Below are 18,546 nucleotides of genomic sequence, written 5' to 3'. Positions count from 1 at the left end.
CGCCGACACGCTAGTGGATGGCGTCGTCGCAGGCAAGAAATAATAGTTGTTGTTACAACTACTAATTTCATCTAGAAAGTGACGGGAGATTTTCGCCGAATCCCGGCCATTATCGGAGGTGCCGACGTGCCGGCCTTCACCGTCCTCGCCATCCACCATGTCAAGGCGGGCATGCGCCCCAGTTGGGCGAAGCTTGCGGCAGTCAACGCGGAAGCGGCAAGGAGCGAGCCGGGCTGTCTTCAGTTTGATGTGGTTCTATCCGATGAAGAGCCGAATACGGCGTTTCTCATCGAGATGTATGTCGATCGGGCGGCGTGGGACGCCCACTTTCAGCAACCCTATTGCAAGTCCTTCATGAGCGCGATCGAGACAATGCTTGTCGATCGCACCAGAATGCTCGGTGGAAGGGTCGAGATATGAGCGCGCCGCCCAAGGCTATTGTCGCAGGCGCAACCGGCCATGTCGGGTCGGGGCTGATGGAGCAGCTCGCGCGCGAGGGTGTGGCGGCGCTTGGCGTCACCCGCAGCGCGCGGCCGGGGACGGCGAACGCGCATGTCGCGATTGACCTTCTCGATCGGGGAGCGGTGCGCGCCGCGCTTGCAGACGCGCTCGCCGATGTGACCCATGTCTTCTATTGCGCGCGCGCCCCTTTCCGGGACGGCGGCGGCGAAGACGTCGCGGAAAATGTCGCGATGTTGCGCAACCTCGTCGAATCGGCGGACGACATGGCGCCGCTGCTCTCGGATGTTCATATCGTCGAGGGCGGGAAATGGTACGACTTCGCGTCCGGCTCCGCCGCGACGCCCGCGCGGGAGGATCAGCCGCTCCCGGCGGCGCGAAATTTCTATCACGCGCAACAGGAATGGCTGCAGGATTTCCAGTCGGGGAAACGCTGGCGCTGGACCGCGTCGAGACCGAGCTATGTCTGCGCCGTGCGGCCAGGGCATGGCCGAAATCTGGTGTCGACGCTCGGCGCCTATGCGGCGATCCGCCGTGAAGAGTCCACCGTGCTCGATTTTCCTGGCGACGGGGCGGCGTTCCATGCCTTGACGGAAGTGACCGAGCGGAATCTGCTCGGGCGATCCATCCTCCATCTGACCTCAGGCTCCAGGGCGCGGAATGCGGCCTTCAACGTCACCAATGGCGATCATTTCACCTGGGCGGAGTTCTGGCCGCGGCTGGCCGCCAGGTTCGGGATGACGCCAGGCGAACCCCGCGCGCGCGCGTTGGCGCCGTGGATGACGGAGAAGGCCGGCCTCTGGACCGATATCGTCAGAAAATCGTCGCTCCAGCAGCTTCCGCTCGACGCCGTCGCGCATTTCCCGTTCGCGGATTTTCTCTTCGGCCAGAAACATGACGTCGCATCGAATACGGACAGACTGCATGACGCCGGGTTTCCTGACCGAATTGACAGCCTCGCGATGCTGGAGGCGATGCTCGATGAATATCGCGCTCTTCGAATCCTGCCGTAACTTCAGCCCATGATCGTCCATACCGCTCATATCGTGTGTCGGCCCGAGGCCATGGAGGCGTTCAAAAATCGCCTGATGGCGCATGCGCGAAACTCGATGGAGCGCGAGCCCGGCTGTTTGTCGTTTCGCTTCCATCAGAGCGCCGAAAATCCGGCGTTGTTCCTGCTCTTCGAGACCTATGTCGATCAGGCCGCCTTCGACGCTCATCGGGCCACGGCGCATCTGGCCGAATTCAGAGCGGACACCGCCGAAATGGTGATCTCACGCGACTGGTGGTTCTGGAGCCAAGAGCTGGGCGGCGCCGACGAAGCCTCGCCGGGCCGCTAGCGGACGGCGTGGCGCATTTCACGTCGCGCGCCACGCCCCGCCTGCGAAGGCTTACGCAAAGACCAGCAGACGCTCCTCGGTCATCGCCCTTACCGTGTCGCGCGGACTTTCCCTGCCGTAGCCGCTCCCGCCCAGCCCGCCATAGGGGAGTTGGTCAGGGCGAAACGCCGTCGCGCCATTGACGATGATCGAGGCGCACCGCAACTCTCGAACCGCCCTCAGGGCGACGGCGTGGGCGGCGGTGAACAGGCCGCAATTCAGGCCAAGGCCGGTGCCGCGTATCCAGCCGAACACTTCGTCCAGGTCGCGGTAAGGTCGGAGCGCAATGACCGGACCGAACACCTCGCGGCAGACGACCTTCATTTCCGGCGTGACATTCGTCATCAGCGTCGGCTCGACCATCGTGCCGTCGCGCCCACCGCCGCATAGCACCTTCGCGCCGGCCTCACGTGCTTCGGCGAGCCATGTGGAGATACGCTCGGCGGCCTGTTCGTCGATGACCGGTCCGATATTGGTCTGGGAATCGGCCGGATCGCCGAGCTTCAGCGTCTTTGTGAACGCGAGGATGCGCGACGTGAAATCCTCTGCGACGTCTTCATGAATGAAGAGGTTCTGAACGGACGCGCAGCTCTGACCCGCGAGACGAAAGCCGGCTTGCGCGCATATCGGGACCGCCTTTTCGATGTCGGCGTCGGAATGAACGATGGTCGGCCCCACGCCGCCGAGTTCGAGTATGCAGCCACGCGTTCCGGCGGCCGCCTTGATCTCCGCGCCGACGCCGGCCGACCCGGTGAAGGATATGAAATCGACCCGCGGATCGCGCACGAAGGCCCGGCCAAGCTCCGCATCGCCGTGCAGAAGGCCGATCGCGCCGGTGGGGAACCCCGCGTCCACGCAGACCTGCGCCAACAATTGCAGCGTGTATGCCGCCTGCGGCGGCGCCTTGATCACGATTGGGGCGCCAGCCGCCAGCGCCGGCCCGATCTTGTGACATGCGAGGTTGACCGGCGCGTTGAACGGGACGATTCCAGCGACGACCCCAACCGGGAAACGAAGGCCGATCGCGACCTTTCCAACGCCCAACGCGCTGCCGTCCAACGGAATGTGACGCCCTTCGATGCGGATCGCTTCCTCCGCGCAAAAGCCGAGGACCTCGACGGCGCGCGACAATTCCTGGTTGGCGTCGCTGATGGCTTTTCCGGTTTCCCTGCTCATCATGCCGGCGATTTCGGCCTTTCGCTCGTCCAGGAGCCCCGCCGCGCGGCGCAGGATGCTGGCGCGCTCATACCCCGGCAAGCCCGCCACGACCGGCCGCGCCGCCACCGCAGCGTCGAGCGCGCGATCGAGATCGGCGAGATCGGCGAAATTCACCCTAGTGGCGACCTGACCGCGGAACGGTTCGCGCCATTCGAAAATTCGCTTCGACAAGACCCATTCGTCGCCGATCCTGGACATCGCCGAGTTGGCGCTTTCCAGGTTGGCCGGAGCGTTTTCAGTTTGCACGGGCTTTCCTCAAGATGCGTATCGGGGACTGGTCCGATCGATTGTGGCTGATGGTGGCGATCATTGCTACGGCCGCCAGGGCGCTACAGGGAGGCGGGAGCCGGACCGGGCTCCCGTGGCGGCGGATCGGCGCGCGGTCTCACAGCACCTCCGCCTGATCGTTGTCGAGGGCGACGTCATAAGCCTTGGCGTGGATGCTCATGAACGCATCGATCAGATCGCGGTCAGCCTCGTCCGAAGCCGACTTGATCCCCCATCCACGAGGGTCGGCGCGAACATAGGCGCCGCAGAAATGCACGCCTATGACGGAATCCGCGGTGAGCGCCGCACGCAGATAGCGGATGTAGGCGTCGCCGCGGTTTTTCTGCTGCGGCGGCTCGAAATATTGCGGAGGCATCACGGCATCGCAAAGCAGTATCGGCTTGCCGCAGCGCTCTCGCCAATTGCGGAGTTGCACCCTTTCCTCGTCGAAATTCCCTCCGGACTGAACCGAGAGAACATCGACATGATCCTTCATCGCAAGGAGCGCCGAATCTGGCAGCGCGCGGCCGCAGAGGAAGCGATCACCCAGCAAAAGGTGGTTCGGATCATAGCGGCGGATCGCGGCGGCGGTTGTTTTGAAATAGTAGTTTGCGATGGCGGCGATCCGCGCATCGGCGTCGCTGTAAAAGGCGCCTTCCACGGATCGCGCCCAGTGACGCGAATGAACTTCACCCGACCAGTCAGGAACGTCAGAAAAGAAATAGCCGATCAGGTTCGGGTCATCCCGCATGCTTCCGGCATAGGTTCGGGCGAGATGGTCGCAGTGGTCCTCAAAATATGGATCAAAAACATCCGGGTAATGCATCGAGTCGCCCAGGGCGCTGATCGATCCATCATAGTAATATGCGTTGTTCACGAAATTCAGTGAATGACAGTACGGCATGCCCGCCCACTGATAACGTTCGTGCTCCCATGGCCGATCATGAAGGAGAGCGAAATTGGCGCCCCAGCCGCGGCGCGGATCTGGCGCGTCCACCCGCTTCAGCGGATCTTGCGGCGCGTATCGCTGCGCGACTTCCTGGGTCCAGCCGATCGAGTTGAACCCCCATGACCTGAGATCCGGAGCGACCGCATCGCGAATCCAGCCTTCGTCGCCGCCATATTTGGCGAGGAAGTCCTTTAAGGTCTCCGGCCCGCGCAGGGCGCCGCTGGATATATGATTGAGGCCCAAAGAAAAGAATGCATTGCCCTCGGGGGTGATGAACCACCACCGGCCCGCGAGATTCTCAATCCTGAAAAATCCGGTCGCATGCGATCCCAGTTTTTTCGAACCACCGAAACGGTCAAAGCCGCCAGTGCTCGATCCGCCGTCTCCATCTGTCATGCGTCGATGCTTTCGCGGGCTGACCGGCAGGTCGAACGGGCGCGAACCACGGGCGGCGCCGCGCCGATTTTCATCGCTTCGTCCGAGCTTTCGACATTCCTCATCCAGACGAATCTTCCTCTGCGCGTATCCCTTCGGCGGGCCATTAGAGGATATGAGTGGTTGTAATTGCAACGTCTATTTGACGGCCAGCCCACAAGGCTGCGCATGGAGGCGGCCGGCCTATCGCATCGGCGGAAGCCGGCGCATTCGCGAAGGAACCCGGCGAGGCGGCGCACGCCGGCCATCGGACCGCCAAATCAGGAAATTGGAGAAAGGCGCCCGCCGTTTCACCGGCGGGCGTTGCCTAACGCAGTCCGGTCTTGTCCCTGAACGAGGACGCCTGTTCCGGCGAAAAGGTTCGCAGACGCAAATCGCGAAGATAGGGGCCGAACACCGCGTCAATCTGATCGCCGAACCGGACGTAGATCTCCGCCATATAATAATCGTGCCGGAGCAGGGACTCCGCCATGCGCACGACCGCCCGATTGCGGGTGTAGGACGCGGTCATTTCGTCTTCGATGACCGCGGTCAGCATCTCGTCATGATCGATCGCCAGGGTGAACAGATTGTCCGCCGACCCCATGCGAACGCCGTTGCCCTCATGCAGATAGACGCTGCAGTTTTCACCAAAGTTGAATTCGTCCGCGTCGCCGCCAAACAGGATGATGAATATCTCGACACCCCGTTCGGCGGCGGCGCGAAGCGCCTTCGCATGGACGCGCAGAACATCGTCCGCCGCCTTCACCCAGATCGAGACCTTGCTCGCATCGAGCAGAGAGTCGATCTTGTCGCGGACGCTGGTCTCGCCGTGCAATGTCCAGACGTAAGTATCGTTGGCGGCGGGCGTCAGCTTGGATAGTCGCCGCACAAGATCATCGCAAAGGGCGAGCGTCGTTCGACCGATGTGATCTATGTGTTTGTCGGGCGCCGCGGCGATATACCGGACCGGGCTTTCGCTCACAGGAAGAACAGCGCCCCGCTGCGACAGAGCTTCGAGCGCATTATAGGTGTTGGGACGCGGGACGCCGCTGGCTTTCGCGACCTCATACGCAGTCGCGGGGCTTTGCAAAAGCAGCTGAAAGTATACCCGCGCCTCGTATTCGGTGAATCCCAGGCGTTTGAGGTCGACCAGAAGGTCATCGGGCACGGATTGTCGCGCAACCACAGTCATACCCATAACGCATGTCTCCCAAGTTTCAGGCGCCGTCTTCGCGCCTCCCTTCACTGTAGCTCCCCGCAAGACGATCGGCGATGAAATCTTCGTAGTATCGGAATCGCGACAGCGCCGACACCGCCTGAGGCAATTCGTCGTAACAGGGGACCCTTCGCGCCGTCGCGGCGGACCGGAACGTTCGCCTCCATGCATCCACCTCTTCGCTTCCGTCGGAGCGCAGGGCGAGAACAAGATGTGGCGCCGCTGTCGCACTGGATCCGATCTTGAGCAATGCCTCGATCAGATTCGGCATGAAATTCTCAATGTGGCGATAGCCCATGATCACCGGCAGGTTGAGATGCGCGATAACGGCGTGCGGTTTGGCGTGTCGGCGCACGATTTCGAGTATATGGCCGGCGATGCGGCCCTGCTGTTCCTGCAACACGCTCGCGGGAAGGTCGATCGGATTGACAACGCTCGCACCGGGCGGCAGCCGCAGTTCGGCGATCTCGGCGAGCGCGGCCGGCGGCATTCCCGTGAGGCCGAAGCCTGCGCGGGCGACGGCGTCCGACGCCAGAACGCTGGTTCCGCCGCCGTTTCCAAAGAGGACGATTCCCGCTGCGGACGACGTGGGCTTCGGCGTCAGCCAGGCGCAGGTCTGCAATGTTTCAAGAAAGTCGTCGAGCGTGAAGGTGAGTATGGCGCCGGTCTGACGGGCCAGCGCCTCCCACGCGCGGCCGCCGCCGGTCATGGCGCCCGTATGCGAGGCGGCCGCCGCTCCGCCGAGCGTCGTCAGGCCGCCGACCAGCAAGACCACGGGCTTGGCGCCTGCGTTCGCGTCAAGCAGGGCGCGAAATCTGGCGCCGTCCTTCACGTCTTCGATGTAGAGGCCTATCGCGCGCGTCTCGGGGTCGTCGAGAAAGTAGTCGAGCATGTCTACCGGCGTGACGTCGATGCTGTTGCCGAGGGTGACGAGGCCGCTAAAGCGAAGACCGGACGCCTGGCCCCGGCGCAGGATGTCCATGCCGAGCCCTCCGCTCTGCGCCGCCACCCCGACGTCGCCCGGCTCGAGACGCGCGCCCTCCATGAAGGTGTATCCGCCTCGCGGCGAATGCGTGCCCATGCAGTTCGGACCGATCAGGCGCACCCCCGCCGACTTCGCCGCGCCCAGAAGCTCTCGCTCCCAAGCCGCCAGATTGTCCGGGGCGATGCTGGCCATGACTTGCGCGAAAGCGACGCGGCCGCGCGCCGCCGCGAGAAGTTCGGGCACATGCGCCGCAGGAATCGTGATGTAGGCGTAGTCGACCGGACGCGGCGTTTCGGCCAGCGACCGGTAGGCGGGAACACCCTCGATGGTTTCCGCCCTCGGGTGAATCGCGTAAATCTCGCCGCGAAAATTCCAATGCCGCAACAGCCGGATGAAACGGTTGCCCGCAGTGACCTGCGACGCCGACGCGCCGGCGACCGCGATCGTTTGCGGATTGAAAAGCGCTGCGAAGCGCGCCTGCGCGGCGCCCGGGTTCTTGCGATCCTGCATCACGCCACGCTTCCGATAACCATGCGCGCATCCACGGCGACGATTCCAGCCGGACTGACGAAGATCGGGTTCAGATCGAACTCCCGAACGATGTCCGCGTTATGTGTGAAAAAGCCGTCGGGCCCGCCGAGGACGATCAGCGCGTCGACCAGCGCGTCCATCGCGACGGGTTCTCGCCCGCGCGCTCCGGCGAGAATCGGATAGACCTTGAGCTCCCGCAACATTCTCTGCGCGTCGTTTCGACTGATCGGACAGAGACCGAACGCAGTGTCGTCGAGGATCTCGGCGAAAATTCCGCCCGCGCCGAGCATGAGCATCGGCCCGAGTTGCGGATCGATGACTCCGCCGATCACAATCTCGACGCCGGGCGAAGCCATCTCCTCCACGAGGTATCCGGTGACGGCTATTTTTGAGCTTGCGAGGCGCGCGGCGATTTTCTCTCTGGCCTCCTCGACGCTGGCTGCCGATCGCAGGTGGAGGCTGACCGCGCCAATGTCGCTCTTGTGCAGAGGAGCGCTCGCCAGCGCCTTGAGCGCGAACGGGGCGGATAAATCCCGGAGGCGCGGGGAGATTTCCTCCTCTTCGCCTACGCGCACCCCCCTTGGTACGGCGATGCCGAGACGGACGAGGACGTTTTTCGCATGATATTCGTCGAGCGCCGAAGCGCCTCCATCCCGCGCGACGATGATGTCGCTCCGGAGACGTCTCCATGCCGGGGGGTGCGGATCGCTCATTGCGCCACCTTCTCAGTAGCTGGTCGGCCAGTTGGCGAGGTGATGGCTCCCGACGCCGTTGGTCGGGCCGCCACAGTGGATGTCCAGCGCGCTGGTGATGAATTTGCTCGTGTCCCGCGGATCCAGAACCGTATGGCTCTCGAAAAGGGCCGCCAACGCATATGCGGAGCTATCGTTCGATATCTCCTTCACCAGCCGATCAAAGCGTTCCGGGTCGTCTTCGCGTTTGAGGCCGTAGAGAACATTGACGCCGACATGCGGATCCATGAACCCGAAATCGGCTGAGGGCCAGGCTGCGGAGGCGTCGGAATTGCGCCCGCCGCCCATGTTCAGATAGGCCTGCCCGTAATTCTTGCGCAGCGTGATGGCGATGCGGGGAACGGTGACGAGAGAAAGCGCGTTCATCCAGTTCATGATGCGCCCGGGCGCCCAGCGTTTCTCGCCGTCGACGCCGATCAGGAAGCCGGGCTGATCCACCAGAAAAACGAGCGGAATGTTGAAGGAATCGCAGTGGACCACGAAGCTGGTCGCCTTGCGCATCGCATCGACGTCAATCGCTCCGCCTCGAACCATCGGGTTGTTGGCGATGACGCCGACAACCCGGCCGCTGACGCGCGCCAGCGCCGTCACGATCGACCTGCCGAACCGGGGCTTCATCTCGAAGACGCTTCCCTCATCGACGATCGCAGCGACGACTTTCCGGGAATCGTAAACCTGGGAGCGGCCTTCGGGCAGAAGGTCGAGAATGGCTTCGCGCGCGCCGTCGGAGCGGACCGGAGCATCGGTGGACGGCGGAACCTCCCCCTGATGTTGCGGCATGTAGCTGAGATAGCGCTTGACGACCGCCAGCGCTTCTTCGTCGCTCGCTTCCGCATAGTCGACGAGGCCGGTCTTCTCCGTATGCAGACGCCAGCCGCCGAGCTCCTCGGGATCGACGGTCTGATTGATCGCGATGGAGGTTACGCGCGAACTCGCGACCGCCATCGTCGCGCCTTTGCGCATCACCGTGAAGTCAGACAGGCACGCGTACCACGTCGACGAGCCATAGCAGTCGCCCAGAAGCGCGGAGACCAGCGGCATTTCGCGGCATCGGCGGAACTCGACCGGGTCCTGCCCGAGGAGCGCGCGGCCGCTCGCGCCCATGCGGTCAGGCATCCGCGCGCCGGCGGATTCGCCGAGGCACACCATCGGTATGCCGCGCGAAACCGCGACGTCCTTGATATGCTTCACCTTCTTGCCGTTGATGACGCTCGACGACGCGCCCAGAACCGTGAAGTCGTTCGAAACGACCGCGACGGGCCGACCGTTGACGCGCCCGAAGCCGGCGATCTTGCCGTCCGCCGGGGTTTTCTCCCGCATCTCCGGGCGGTGCGACGTGGCGAAAAGGCCGAACTCGGTGAAACTGTCCTCATCGAGAAAGCAATCGAGGCGCTCACGGGCGTTCAGCACGCCGGCCTTGCGGCGCGCATCGAGTTTCTCCGGATTTCCCATGGCGAGCGCCTTGGCGCGCCGGCGTTCGAATTCGTCCAATGATGCTCTGAAATTCGCGCCCTGCGGATCGCCCTTCATGTGCCTCGGTGCCTCCCGTCATATTTCGTAGGTGTTATCGCTACTACTCTTTGATTCGACTGTCCACAATCCCGTAGAGGGCTTTGTCAGCCGAAACCGGCTTGAGCACCGGAGGCCCGGCGCGCAGCCGCGCCGGATAAGCGCATGCAGATCCTTCTGAAATTTCAAAAGCCCGGCCATCACCCGTCTGACCATGACCACGCAACTCCGGCTCCCGCTATCGTCGCGGGGCCTCCTCCACGGGAGGAGAATCGGCGTGAGCCGCGAGACGATCCGATTCTGGGGGACCGGGTTCGGCCCGATGTTCGCCGCCGAGATCCGTCGCAAACGCGCAAACGCGATGCGCGCGTTCCCCAACTGGCGCTGGCGCGCCGTCGATCACGATGGAGAGACGCTCGAGGTCGTGGCGACCAGGCGTCGAGACAAGCGCGCCGCGCTCAGGACACTTGGCGCAGGGGGCAGGCGGTTGACCGGCCGCTGGCCGAACAACCGGACCGCAAGCTCCCTCCAGCTTTATCCGACGACGCGCCCGGGCCGCGCGATCACTCGTTCTGAGCGGGCCGGGCGAGGCGTCGCGGCCCGATGGGCGGCGTGACGAAGCGGCGGCGCGCCTTCATCTCTTCGAGGTGACGAAGGCGTTGAACTTCTGGAAAAAGAGGATCGCTACGGGGGACGCGCAGCGGTGGCGGTTGTAGAATGTCTGCGCATCCGCCTTGGCCGAGGCCTCAGCTTCAGCGCCCTGAAGGGTCCCCTGAAGCCCGGCCGCCATACCGTCTCCGAACGCGTCGTCTCTCCCGTCGCTGCCGCGTTTATGCGCGTCGAAGAGGGGGCCGAGGATCTTCTGAAGGGCGTCGACCGAGCCGAGCGCCACAAGCGCGCCGCGCGCCCGCGGCCCGACGAGAACCTGGCAGGCGCGATCCTCCGCGTTGATGAACATTGTCGCGAACGTGCTGAGGTAGAACCCGTACGGCGCCGGGTCCACGCCCCTGGTGCGCCCTTCATAAATCGCGGAGAGGAGATTTCCTTTCCGGTAGCCGGTTTTCGGAAACGGAGACTCCGCGGCGCCGCGGGACTCGTCGCGCGTCGTCGATCGCGCTCTGGCGCCCTTCTCCGCCTTCTCGATGCGGTTCAGGAAGTCCTTTGCGCTTTTGGAGCCTTCTTTCATGGCGGCGAGAACCAGCGCCCTGCCCTCCTTCGGGTTCGCCTTCGTTCCGGTTCCGAAATAGGTTCTCACGCCGAGTTCCGCGGTCGCGTCGGCGATGTCGGCCTTGTGCGCCTTCTGGAAATAGCTGAACGCCTTGCGCTCGTCCTTCAGGTCGTCGCCGGCGTAGGCGTAGAGATAGCCAAGATAATAGTTCGCCCAGTTCAGCTCCTGCTCTCGGGCCCTCTCGAGCGGTTTGACCGCCTTCTTGAAATTCTTCTCCACGCCCCAGCCGTAGATGAGCGTCATCCCGTAATAGAGATTTCCGTAGGCGAAGTCGGCGGCCGAGGCGCGTTCGAAATAATCGTGGGCGCGGGGCAAATCGGCGGCGACGCCGGTTCCGTAAAGAAGAATGCGCCCGGCCGCATAGTAACCGCCGGGATGGCGTTTTGCGCCGTCGAGGGCGAAATTCAGGGCTTCGCCCGGGCCGAGCGCGCCGCTCCCGTTCACCGACTGATCCGCCGCGACGATGCCGGCGATCCAGTTCCCGGCGCGCGCCGCCTCGGCCATCTCCCGATAGCCGTCGTCCGGCGTCGCGCCTGGCCAGTCTCCAAGGGCCATGAAGCTCGTCTTGAGATAGGCTCCGAGCGTGTCGCCGTCATCAGCCAGCTCCGCGATGATCTCCCGCGCCTCCCGCTCCCCGCCATTGTTCTGAAGCGCGCGCGCCAGGGCGATCCGGACGGAAGGCGACGCGCCCGGCAGCGCCGCGGCGCGCCGACAGATGTCGATCGCATCCGCTTCGATCTCGTCGGCGGGGACGCCGTTCCGGTAGTCCGGCGCGAGCTTGCGCACCTCGGGGTCATAGACATGCCCCGCCCAGGCCAGGCAATTGTCATGATAGGCCGCGAGGCGCAGCCGCTCCTTTTCCGCTCTCGTCGAGGCGATGCGGAAAAACGGGGTGAAGCCGGCGGTTTTCATCTCGTCGAAGCTGTCGTCTTCGAAAGCGGCTTCGATGATCATGCGGGCCTGGATGGCGGTCTTCGCTTTCACGGCGCCATCGCTTCCGACTTCGACGCCAAGGTGGGGAAGCGCGGCTTTCGTCTCCGCGGAGAGCGAAAGCGCAGCGATGGAGATCTCCCGCTTTCCGGTCATTCTCGCGAAAAAGCCGTTCCAGGGATCTCCGCCCTCATCGCGAAACTGCATGAAGAGGAGGCCATCCCTCCCCGGAATCTCGTGGAAGGAGATCGTGAGCCCGCCCGAGCGGTCCCCCTCCGACGACAGCAGATAGCCCGCTTGCTGGAGCTTGAGGACGCCGACCTCATCCCCCGCCTTGGACTTCTTCGGAAAGCCGCCTTTTCCGAGCACGACGACGAGGGCGTCGTCGCCGGCCAGCGCGACGCCTTCCGCTGGGTCGAACGGAGGTTCGTCGAACTGAATAAAGCAGGCCGACAGGATCAAGGAAAGAAAGAGCGCGCAGGCCAAACGCGCGAACGGCGCAAAAAAGTCCATGATCCGCCCCACCCCCCGATGGCCAATCCAGTAAAGGTAAACGAGAATCAACGATTCACCAAAACAGAAGCGCGGATTTCCACACGCCCAGGCGCCCACCATGGTGTCCGCGCGCGCGCAATAAGGGCTGAACACGTGATCCGGCAGGCGGTTGGCGCGCATGGGCCGCCTGAGATTTTCCGCCGGATTCAATTCGGACGAGCGCGGCGATGGCGGTGTCCGGGGGGGATCTCTGAGATGGCGAGCTTGCCGGGGGCGCGCCAGCCGGCCTTACGCCCCGCCCCTCGTCGGAAGCAAAGACCGGATCAGAGCCAAGCCGAAATCAACCAGGTCAGACCGCGCGATGCCCGCCTCCGCCGCGCCTCGGGGCTGATGCGCCGCGATGTGGATTTCGGAATCCGACTAAGACTCATATGACCTTGTGTCGGGGACCGCCCGCCACGTAAGCCTTTACAGACACCCGCCACAGGATACGCTCCCGAATGTGTCGGCGTATGGTGGAGGTGTTCAGACGGGTTCGATGTTCAGCTTCATTCACACATCCGATCTTCATCTCGGAAAGCGGTTCGGGCGCATGCCCGAGGCGCTGCGGGGGCGCCTGACCGAGGCGCGTCACGCCAGCATCCAGACCCTCGCCGAGCTCGCGAAGACCGAGGGGGCGGCGGCGGTTCTCGTCGCCGGCGATGTCTTCGACGCCGAAACCCCGTCGCCTGCGGTCGTGCGTCAGGCGCTGCGCGCCATGGGCGCGGCGGCGGATATCCGATGGGTCCTTCTTCCCGGCAACCACGACTCCCTCGCCGCCGATCCGCTCTGGTCCTCGATCGGCGCCCAAAGGCCGGACAACGTCATTCTCGCGCTCACGCCGACGCCGATCGAAATCGCGGCGGGCGTGGTCATCCTCCCTGCGCCCTGCACGGCGCGGCGCCCCGGGCGCGACCTGACGGAATGGATGTCCGACGCGGAGGTCGACCCATCGGCGATCCGGATCGGCCTCGCTCATGGAGCGGTCCAGAGCTTCGGCGAGGACGGCGCGTCGGACGTGATCGCGCCGGACCGCGCCGAGCGGTCCGGGCTCGACTATCTCGCGCTCGGGGATTGGCACGGGCAGATGCGGATCGGCGAGCGCACGTGGTATTCCGGAGCTCCGGAGCCCGATCGTTTCAAGCATCGCGCGCCGGGCCGCGCCCTCGTCGTGAGCATCGGCGAGCGGGGCGCGCCGCCGGTGGCGGCGCCCGCCGACACCGGCGCCTTCGACTGGAGAACGTGCGACGTCTCTCTCCAGCCCGGCGCCGACGCCGGCGCCCGGCTCACGGACTCGCTGCCGGAGATCGGCCGCCGGCGGCAGACGCTCGCGCGGGTCGTTGTCGAGGGGCGCTGCAGCCTCGCGGAGCGGGCGGCGCTGATCGGAGCGAGCGCGGCCGTCGAAGCCGATTTCGCCTGGTTCGAGCTTCGCGAGGACGATCTTGGGCTGGATTACGAGGTCGACGATCTCGACGTCATCGACAAGGCGGGCGCGCTGCGGGAGGCGGCGGAAGCGCTGCTGGCGGACGCCCGCTCCGACGCGCTCTCCGCTCCAGAGCGCGAAGCGGCGAAGGCCGCGCTCTCCCGGCTCTACGACTACGTGACGGAGGCGTCGTGAAGCTCAGGGCGCTCAGGCTCTGGAATGTGCGCCGCTTCGCCGGCCGCGGCGTCGCCATGGAGGAGATCGGCGACGGCGTGAACGTGCTCACCGCGCCGAACGAGCACGGCAAATCGACAAGTTTCGATGCGCTGCACGCGCTCTTCTTTCAGGCGCACACCAGCACCGCGGCCGCAGTGCGCCAGCTTCGCCCCTATAGCGGCGGCAGTCCGGTGATCGAGGCGGACGTGGAGACGGACGCGGGGCTTTTTCGCCTGCGAAAGCAATATTACGCGGGCAAACGCGCGGCGGTGACCGATCTCTCGGCCAACCGGCTGATCGCGCAGGCGGACGAAGCGGAACGCTGGATCGACGCGCTCGTCGCCGGCGGCGCCGGCGGCCCGGCGGGTCTGCTCTGGGTCCGGCAGGGCGTCACCGAGATGGGGGGCGGGACGAGAGGCGAGCAGGACGCCGAACGCCGAGCCCGCGAGGATGTTCTGACGTCGGTCGCGGGCGGCGAGGTGGAGGCCCTCACCGGCGGGCGCCGGATGATGCGCGCGCTTGACCGATCCGGCGAGGAGCTTGGGCGCCTCGTGACCAACACCGGGCGGCCGAAGGCCGGCGGCCCCTACGCGGCCGCGATCGACGAGGCCGCCAGGCTTTCGGGCGAGGAGGACGCGCTGCGTCTCGATGTCGAAAACCTCAGGAGCGCGCTCGATGAACGCCGCGCCAAGCGCGAGCGCCTCAAGCGGTTGACCGACCCGGAGACGCTGGCGGCGCAGAAGATGGAGATGGACCGCGCGGCGGCCGCGTTGACAGCCGCGGAGGCCCACGCGTCGAAGCTCTCCGAAGCCGAAAAATCATCGCAGCTTGCGGCGGCCCGGCATGACGCCGCGCATGGCGCGCTCGAGACCTACCGCGCCGCGCTGGCGGCTGCGGCGGATCAGGCCGCGGCCGTCTCCCGGCTGGAGCGCGCGCACGCGGAAGCCGTCGCCCGGCTGGACGCCGCGCGGAGATCGGAAGAGCAAGCCGCCGCGGAGCAAGCCGCCGCCGAAAAGGCCGCCGGGAGGACGCGCGCCGCATACGCGACCGCGCAGAAGGCGTCTCTCGCCGCCGAGGCCACGATCAATTTGAAGGCGCTGAAAGAGAACCTGAAACACGCCGAGGAGGCGCGCCGCCGCGTCGAAGAGGAGACGGCCGCCTTCGAGGCGCTGAAGGCGCGCCCCGAAGACATCGACGCTCTGGAGAGCCTCGAGCGCCGGATCGGCGCGCTTCGCGCCGCCGCCGAAGCGAAAGCGGCCGTGATCGAGATCGCCTATGAGAAAGGCGGGGAGGGGCGCGTGCTGGAGGGCGGCGCGCCGCTCGCCGGCGGCGCACGACGCGTCCTGACCGGCCCGGTCACGCTGGAGATGGCGGGGATCGGGTCCATGATCGTCTCTCCCGGCGGGGGCGAAGACGCCGGAGCCGCAGTGAGCGCGCTCGTCAAAGCGGAGCGCGACCACGCCGATCTCCTCGAACTGCTCGATGTCGAAAGCCTCTCCGCCCTGCGCAAGCGACAGCAGCTCGCGGCGGTGAAGGCGGAGGCGGTGAAGGCGGCCCGGGACGAGCTTCGCGTCCGGGCGCCCGAGGGTCTGGAGGCCCTGCGGGCCGAGGTCGGGCGAATGTCGAAGAAGGCGGAGGCGGTCGATCCGGAGGCCGGAGACCCTGACGCGCTCGCGCGAGAACTGGATGAAGCGGCGGCGACGCTCGCCGGCGCTCAGGCCGCGAAGGACGCGGCGACCGCGGCGCGCGTCACCGCGAGCGAGGCCTGTATCCGCATCGAGGCGGCGCTCAAGGCGGCGCGGGCGGAGATCGACAGGACCGACGCCGTTCTGGGCCCCGCCGACATGCGGGAGCAGGAACTGGAGACGCGCCGCGAAGCCGCGCGCGGCGCGGCGCGCGCCGTGGAGGCGGAGACCGCGCAGGCGGCGGCGCTGCGCGCGGCCGCTCCCGATCTCGAGAGCGCCGCGGCCGCCGCGAGGCGCGCGGCTTCCGTCGTCGAGCGGACGCATGCGGAATCTCAGGCCCTCCGCGTCGAGATCGAGGGCCTGTCCGGCCGGATACGGACGCGGTCCGAAGACGCCGTGGAGGAGGTCTACGAAGAGATCAGGGGCCGCCGCCAGGCGGCGGAGGAGCGCGTGCGCCTCTTCGAAGCCGAGGTCGCCGCGTTGACGCGGCTGCGGCGCGCGCTGACCGAAGCGCGGAGCGCGGCGCGAGATCAGTATTTCGGCCCGGTGATGGCCGAGCTCAAGCCGCTGCTCGCGCTTTTGCTGGAGGAGGCGTCGATCACGTTCGACGACGCGAGCCTTCTGCCGCAATCTCTGGAGCGGAAGGGCCAGGCGGAAGACGTCGGCGATCTTAGCGGCGGCATGCGTGAGCAGCTGACGGTCCTCACTCGCCTCGCCTTCGCCCGGCTTCTCGCGCGGAACGGCGCGCCGGTTCCGGTGATCCTGGACGACGCGCTCGTCTATTCGGACGATGACCGGATCGAGAAGATGTTCGACGCGCTGCACCGGCAGGCGCGCGACCTGCAGATCATCGTCTTCACCTGCCGCCAACGCGCATTTCAGGCGCTGGGCGGCCAAGGGCTGCGGATGATCGACTGGAGCCCGGAGCCCTGAGGCCGGCGGTCACGGGCGGGCTCTCGCCGCAGCGCGTCATCGGGCGCCTCCCGCCCGCCGAGGCGGCGGAAAATTCCGTGCGGCGCGGGAGCAAACAAGAATGGCTGCGGAGCCGTCTCCGGAGCGCCCGTGCGGCTCAGGCCGCCGCCTCACTCTCCATGAAGGGGCGGATCACGGAGAAGCGGAGGTTGATGACGGATGGCGCGCTCGCGCAGATCCTTGACCGAAACGAGAAGCGCCAGAAAAATCACGAATGAAATCAGCCCGAACCCGACAATCATCGCCGCCGACCACGACGCCGCCGCGAGCGAGAAAAACGTCGCCGCGGTGATAATCGCGATTCCAACAGCCGTGCCGATACGCTGGCCGGTCTGCATGATGGCCCCCGAACTCCCCGCATAATCGAGCGGCACATCCTCGAGCGTCAGCGTCTGGTTGGGACTGATGACCATCCCCTGCGCCAGCCCGACGAAGGACAACGAAACCATGAGCCACCAGACGCTCACACGGCCCGCCTCGTGCATGATGACCACGACAATGCTCAGCCCGAGGCCGAGCAGCGCCAGAAGAAGGCCGCCAATGACCAGCTTGCGGCCAAGCCGCGAGACCCGGCTTCCGGCCCAATAGGCCGCATAGGCCGAAAGCAGGGCGGCCGGAATTCCGAAGGTCCCGGATTGCAGCGCCGTTTTTCCACCGCCCTCCTGCACATAGAGCGCGACCAGCACCCAGATGCTGGTCATCCCCATGAAATAGAGCGCCATGATCGTGATGCCGTTGGTGTAGCTGCCGGTCGAGAAGATCTTGAGATCGACCATCGGGCTCAGGCCCAGACGGACATAGCGCCGCTCCCATCCGACCCAGAGGCGAACCAGCAGGAAACCGAGCGGCAGCAGCAGCCAGAGAGCCGCGTCGCCGCCCCCTTCGACAAACGGGAACAGGATCGCCAGCACGGCCAGCCCCAGGAGAAGCGCGCCCACCGGGTCGAGCGAACGCAGACCGCTTCCCATTCGAGGCAGGCGCTTGATCAGGGGGCGCGGAAACCACAACAACCCCAGGACGATGGCCGTGGCGCCAATCGGGACATTCACGAGAAACGTCAACCGCCACCCCAGTTCGGGTCCGCCAAGCTCGATCAGAAAGCCGCCGAGGACGGGGCCGACCGCCACCGAAAACCCGACAGCCGCGCCGAAATACCCGAAAGCGCGCCCGCGCGCTTCGCCCCGAAAATAGTGCTGGATCATCCCGAGCCCCTGCGGGTTCAGCAATCCCGAGCCGATCCCCTGCACAAACCGGGCGATATTGAGCCATGTGGCGTCAGGCGCCAGACCAGCCGCGACCGAAGCAGCGGTGAAGACGCCCGCGCCGACAAGGAACAGCCCGCCACGGCCCATGATGTCCCCGGCCCGCCCGGCGGCCACCAGAACGACGCCGAAGGTCAGCGCGTAGCCCGACAGCACCCATTGCAGATCGGATTGCGACGCGCCGAGGCCCAGCCGGATCGAGGGCAAGGCCACGTTCACGATGCTGACGCCAACCAGCGTCATGAAAATCGAGACCAACAGCACGAAAAGGATGCGCCACCTTACCGGATCCGTCTCCGGATCCGCGTCCAACCCTGTGGAAATATTCGCGCTCGCATCCGACGAAACCATGATTCATAACTTTCCGTGTGCGAAACCAATGAGTCATGTACCCCATGCCTCATCCTATTCCCATTCGCCAGGCTCAGAGCCGGGTCAAAAATCCACTTTACCTGGCAATACTTTACAATCCTCCGCGGCATGAAGCGGATGCCGGCGAAGCAGGCTCAGGCGGCTGATCTCTCGATTCCGGTCTCCCGATTTGCGGACGAACCGCGGCGACTTCCGACCCATGTGAAAATACGCTCAACACTTCGCCTCAACACGAAACATCA

Annotated in this window: 14 protein-coding genes; 6 read left to right on the top strand and 8 right to left on the bottom strand. The window is 65.5% G+C overall.

The window, feature by feature from the left end:
* The first annotated feature begins 126 nt into the window (after window positions 1–126).
* From WG921_RS02115 to WG921_RS02105, 3 genes are read left to right on the top strand one after another with little or no spacing between them, the layout of a single operon-like run.
* Window positions 127–420 carry a putative quinol monooxygenase gene (locus tag WG921_RS02115; protein ID WP_340107547.1) on the top strand — a complete coding sequence of 98 codons (294 nt, stop codon included), beginning with the start codon at window positions 127–129 and terminating at the stop codon, window positions 418–420.
* Window positions 417–1,472, top strand: a complete 1,056-nt coding sequence (locus WG921_RS02110; RefSeq protein ID WP_340107546.1) for an NAD-dependent epimerase/dehydratase family protein — start codon at window positions 417–419, stop codon at window positions 1,470–1,472. The genes WG921_RS02115 and WG921_RS02110 overlap by 4 nt, the downstream gene beginning before the upstream one ends.
* A 9-nt stretch (window positions 1,473–1,481) precedes the next feature.
* The gene (locus WG921_RS02105; protein ID WP_340107545.1) at window positions 1,482–1,799 is read left to right on the top strand and encodes a putative quinol monooxygenase; all 318 of its coding nucleotides are present in this window, start codon (window positions 1,482–1,484) and stop codon (window positions 1,797–1,799) included.
* Between the two features lie 51 nt (window positions 1,800–1,850).
* Here WG921_RS02105 and WG921_RS02100 read toward each other — a convergent pair whose 3' ends face one another.
* From WG921_RS02100 to WG921_RS02075, 6 genes are all read right to left on the bottom strand, one after another.
* Window positions 1,851–3,302: an aldehyde dehydrogenase family protein gene (locus WG921_RS02100; protein ID WP_340107544.1), complete on the bottom strand. Its 1,452-nt coding sequence runs from the start codon at window positions 3,300–3,302 to the stop codon at window positions 1,851–1,853.
* Window positions 3,303–3,441: 139 nt separating this feature from the next.
* The gene (locus WG921_RS02095; RefSeq protein WP_340107543.1) at window positions 3,442–4,668 is read right to left on the bottom strand and encodes a hypothetical protein; all 1,227 of its coding nucleotides are present in this window, start codon (window positions 4,666–4,668) and stop codon (window positions 3,442–3,444) included.
* A gap of 346 nt (window positions 4,669–5,014) precedes the next feature.
* Entirely contained in the window at window positions 5,015–5,857 is an 843-nt protein-coding gene (locus WG921_RS02090; protein WP_340107542.1) for a TrmB family transcriptional regulator, read from the bottom strand.
* 49 nt (window positions 5,858–5,906) lie between these two features.
* The gene (locus tag WG921_RS02085; protein WP_340107541.1) at window positions 5,907–7,400 is read right to left on the bottom strand and encodes a CoA-binding protein; all 1,494 of its coding nucleotides are present in this window, start codon (window positions 7,398–7,400) and stop codon (window positions 5,907–5,909) included.
* Window positions 7,400–8,134: an acetate--CoA ligase family protein gene (locus tag WG921_RS02080; protein ID WP_340107540.1), complete on the bottom strand. Its 735-nt coding sequence runs from the start codon at window positions 8,132–8,134 to the stop codon at window positions 7,400–7,402. Before WG921_RS02080 ends, WG921_RS02085 begins: the two co-directional genes overlap by 1 nt.
* Before the next feature lie 12 nt (window positions 8,135–8,146).
* Window positions 8,147–9,664 (bottom strand): acyl-CoA carboxylase subunit beta, encoded by a 1,518-nt coding sequence (locus tag WG921_RS02075; RefSeq protein ID WP_340107539.1) that lies wholly within the window; start codon window positions 9,662–9,664, stop codon window positions 8,147–8,149.
* Window positions 9,665–9,959: 295 nt separating this feature from the next.
* Between WG921_RS02075 and WG921_RS02070 the strand changes: the two genes are divergently transcribed.
* The gene (locus tag WG921_RS02070; protein ID WP_340107538.1) at window positions 9,960–10,298 is read left to right on the top strand and encodes a DDE-type integrase/transposase/recombinase; all 339 of its coding nucleotides are present in this window, start codon (window positions 9,960–9,962) and stop codon (window positions 10,296–10,298) included.
* A gap of 18 nt (window positions 10,299–10,316) precedes the next feature.
* On the opposite strand, the gene WG921_RS02065 is transcribed toward WG921_RS02070, so the two are convergent.
* Window positions 10,317–12,353 (bottom strand): tetratricopeptide repeat protein, encoded by a 2,037-nt coding sequence (locus WG921_RS02065; protein WP_340107537.1) that lies wholly within the window; start codon window positions 12,351–12,353, stop codon window positions 10,317–10,319.
* A gap of 520 nt (window positions 12,354–12,873) precedes the next feature.
* On the opposite strand from WG921_RS02065, the gene WG921_RS02060 reads away from it, so the two are divergent.
* Both WG921_RS02060 and WG921_RS02055 read left to right on the top strand, forming a co-directional pair.
* Window positions 12,874–13,992 carry a metallophosphoesterase family protein gene (locus tag WG921_RS02060; protein WP_340107536.1) on the top strand — a complete coding sequence of 373 codons (1,119 nt, stop codon included), beginning with the start codon at window positions 12,874–12,876 and terminating at the stop codon, window positions 13,990–13,992.
* Window positions 13,989–16,631, top strand: a complete 2,643-nt coding sequence (locus WG921_RS02055; protein WP_340107535.1) for an AAA family ATPase — start codon at window positions 13,989–13,991, stop codon at window positions 16,629–16,631. The genes WG921_RS02060 and WG921_RS02055 overlap by 4 nt, the downstream gene beginning before the upstream one ends.
* Before the next feature lie 149 nt (window positions 16,632–16,780).
* On the opposite strand, the gene WG921_RS02050 is transcribed toward WG921_RS02055, so the two are convergent.
* Entirely contained in the window at window positions 16,781–18,283 is a 1,503-nt protein-coding gene (locus WG921_RS02050) for an MFS transporter (RefSeq protein ID WP_340107534.1), read from the bottom strand.
* Window positions 18,284–18,546: the final 263 nt, after the last annotated feature.

The organism is Paludibacillus litoralis, from assembly GCF_037646705.1.
Taxonomy (GTDB): Bacteria; Pseudomonadota; Alphaproteobacteria; order Rhodobacterales; family Rhodobacteraceae; genus Pikeienuella; species Pikeienuella litoralis.
This window is presented reverse-complemented; position numbering and strand designations above follow the sequence as displayed.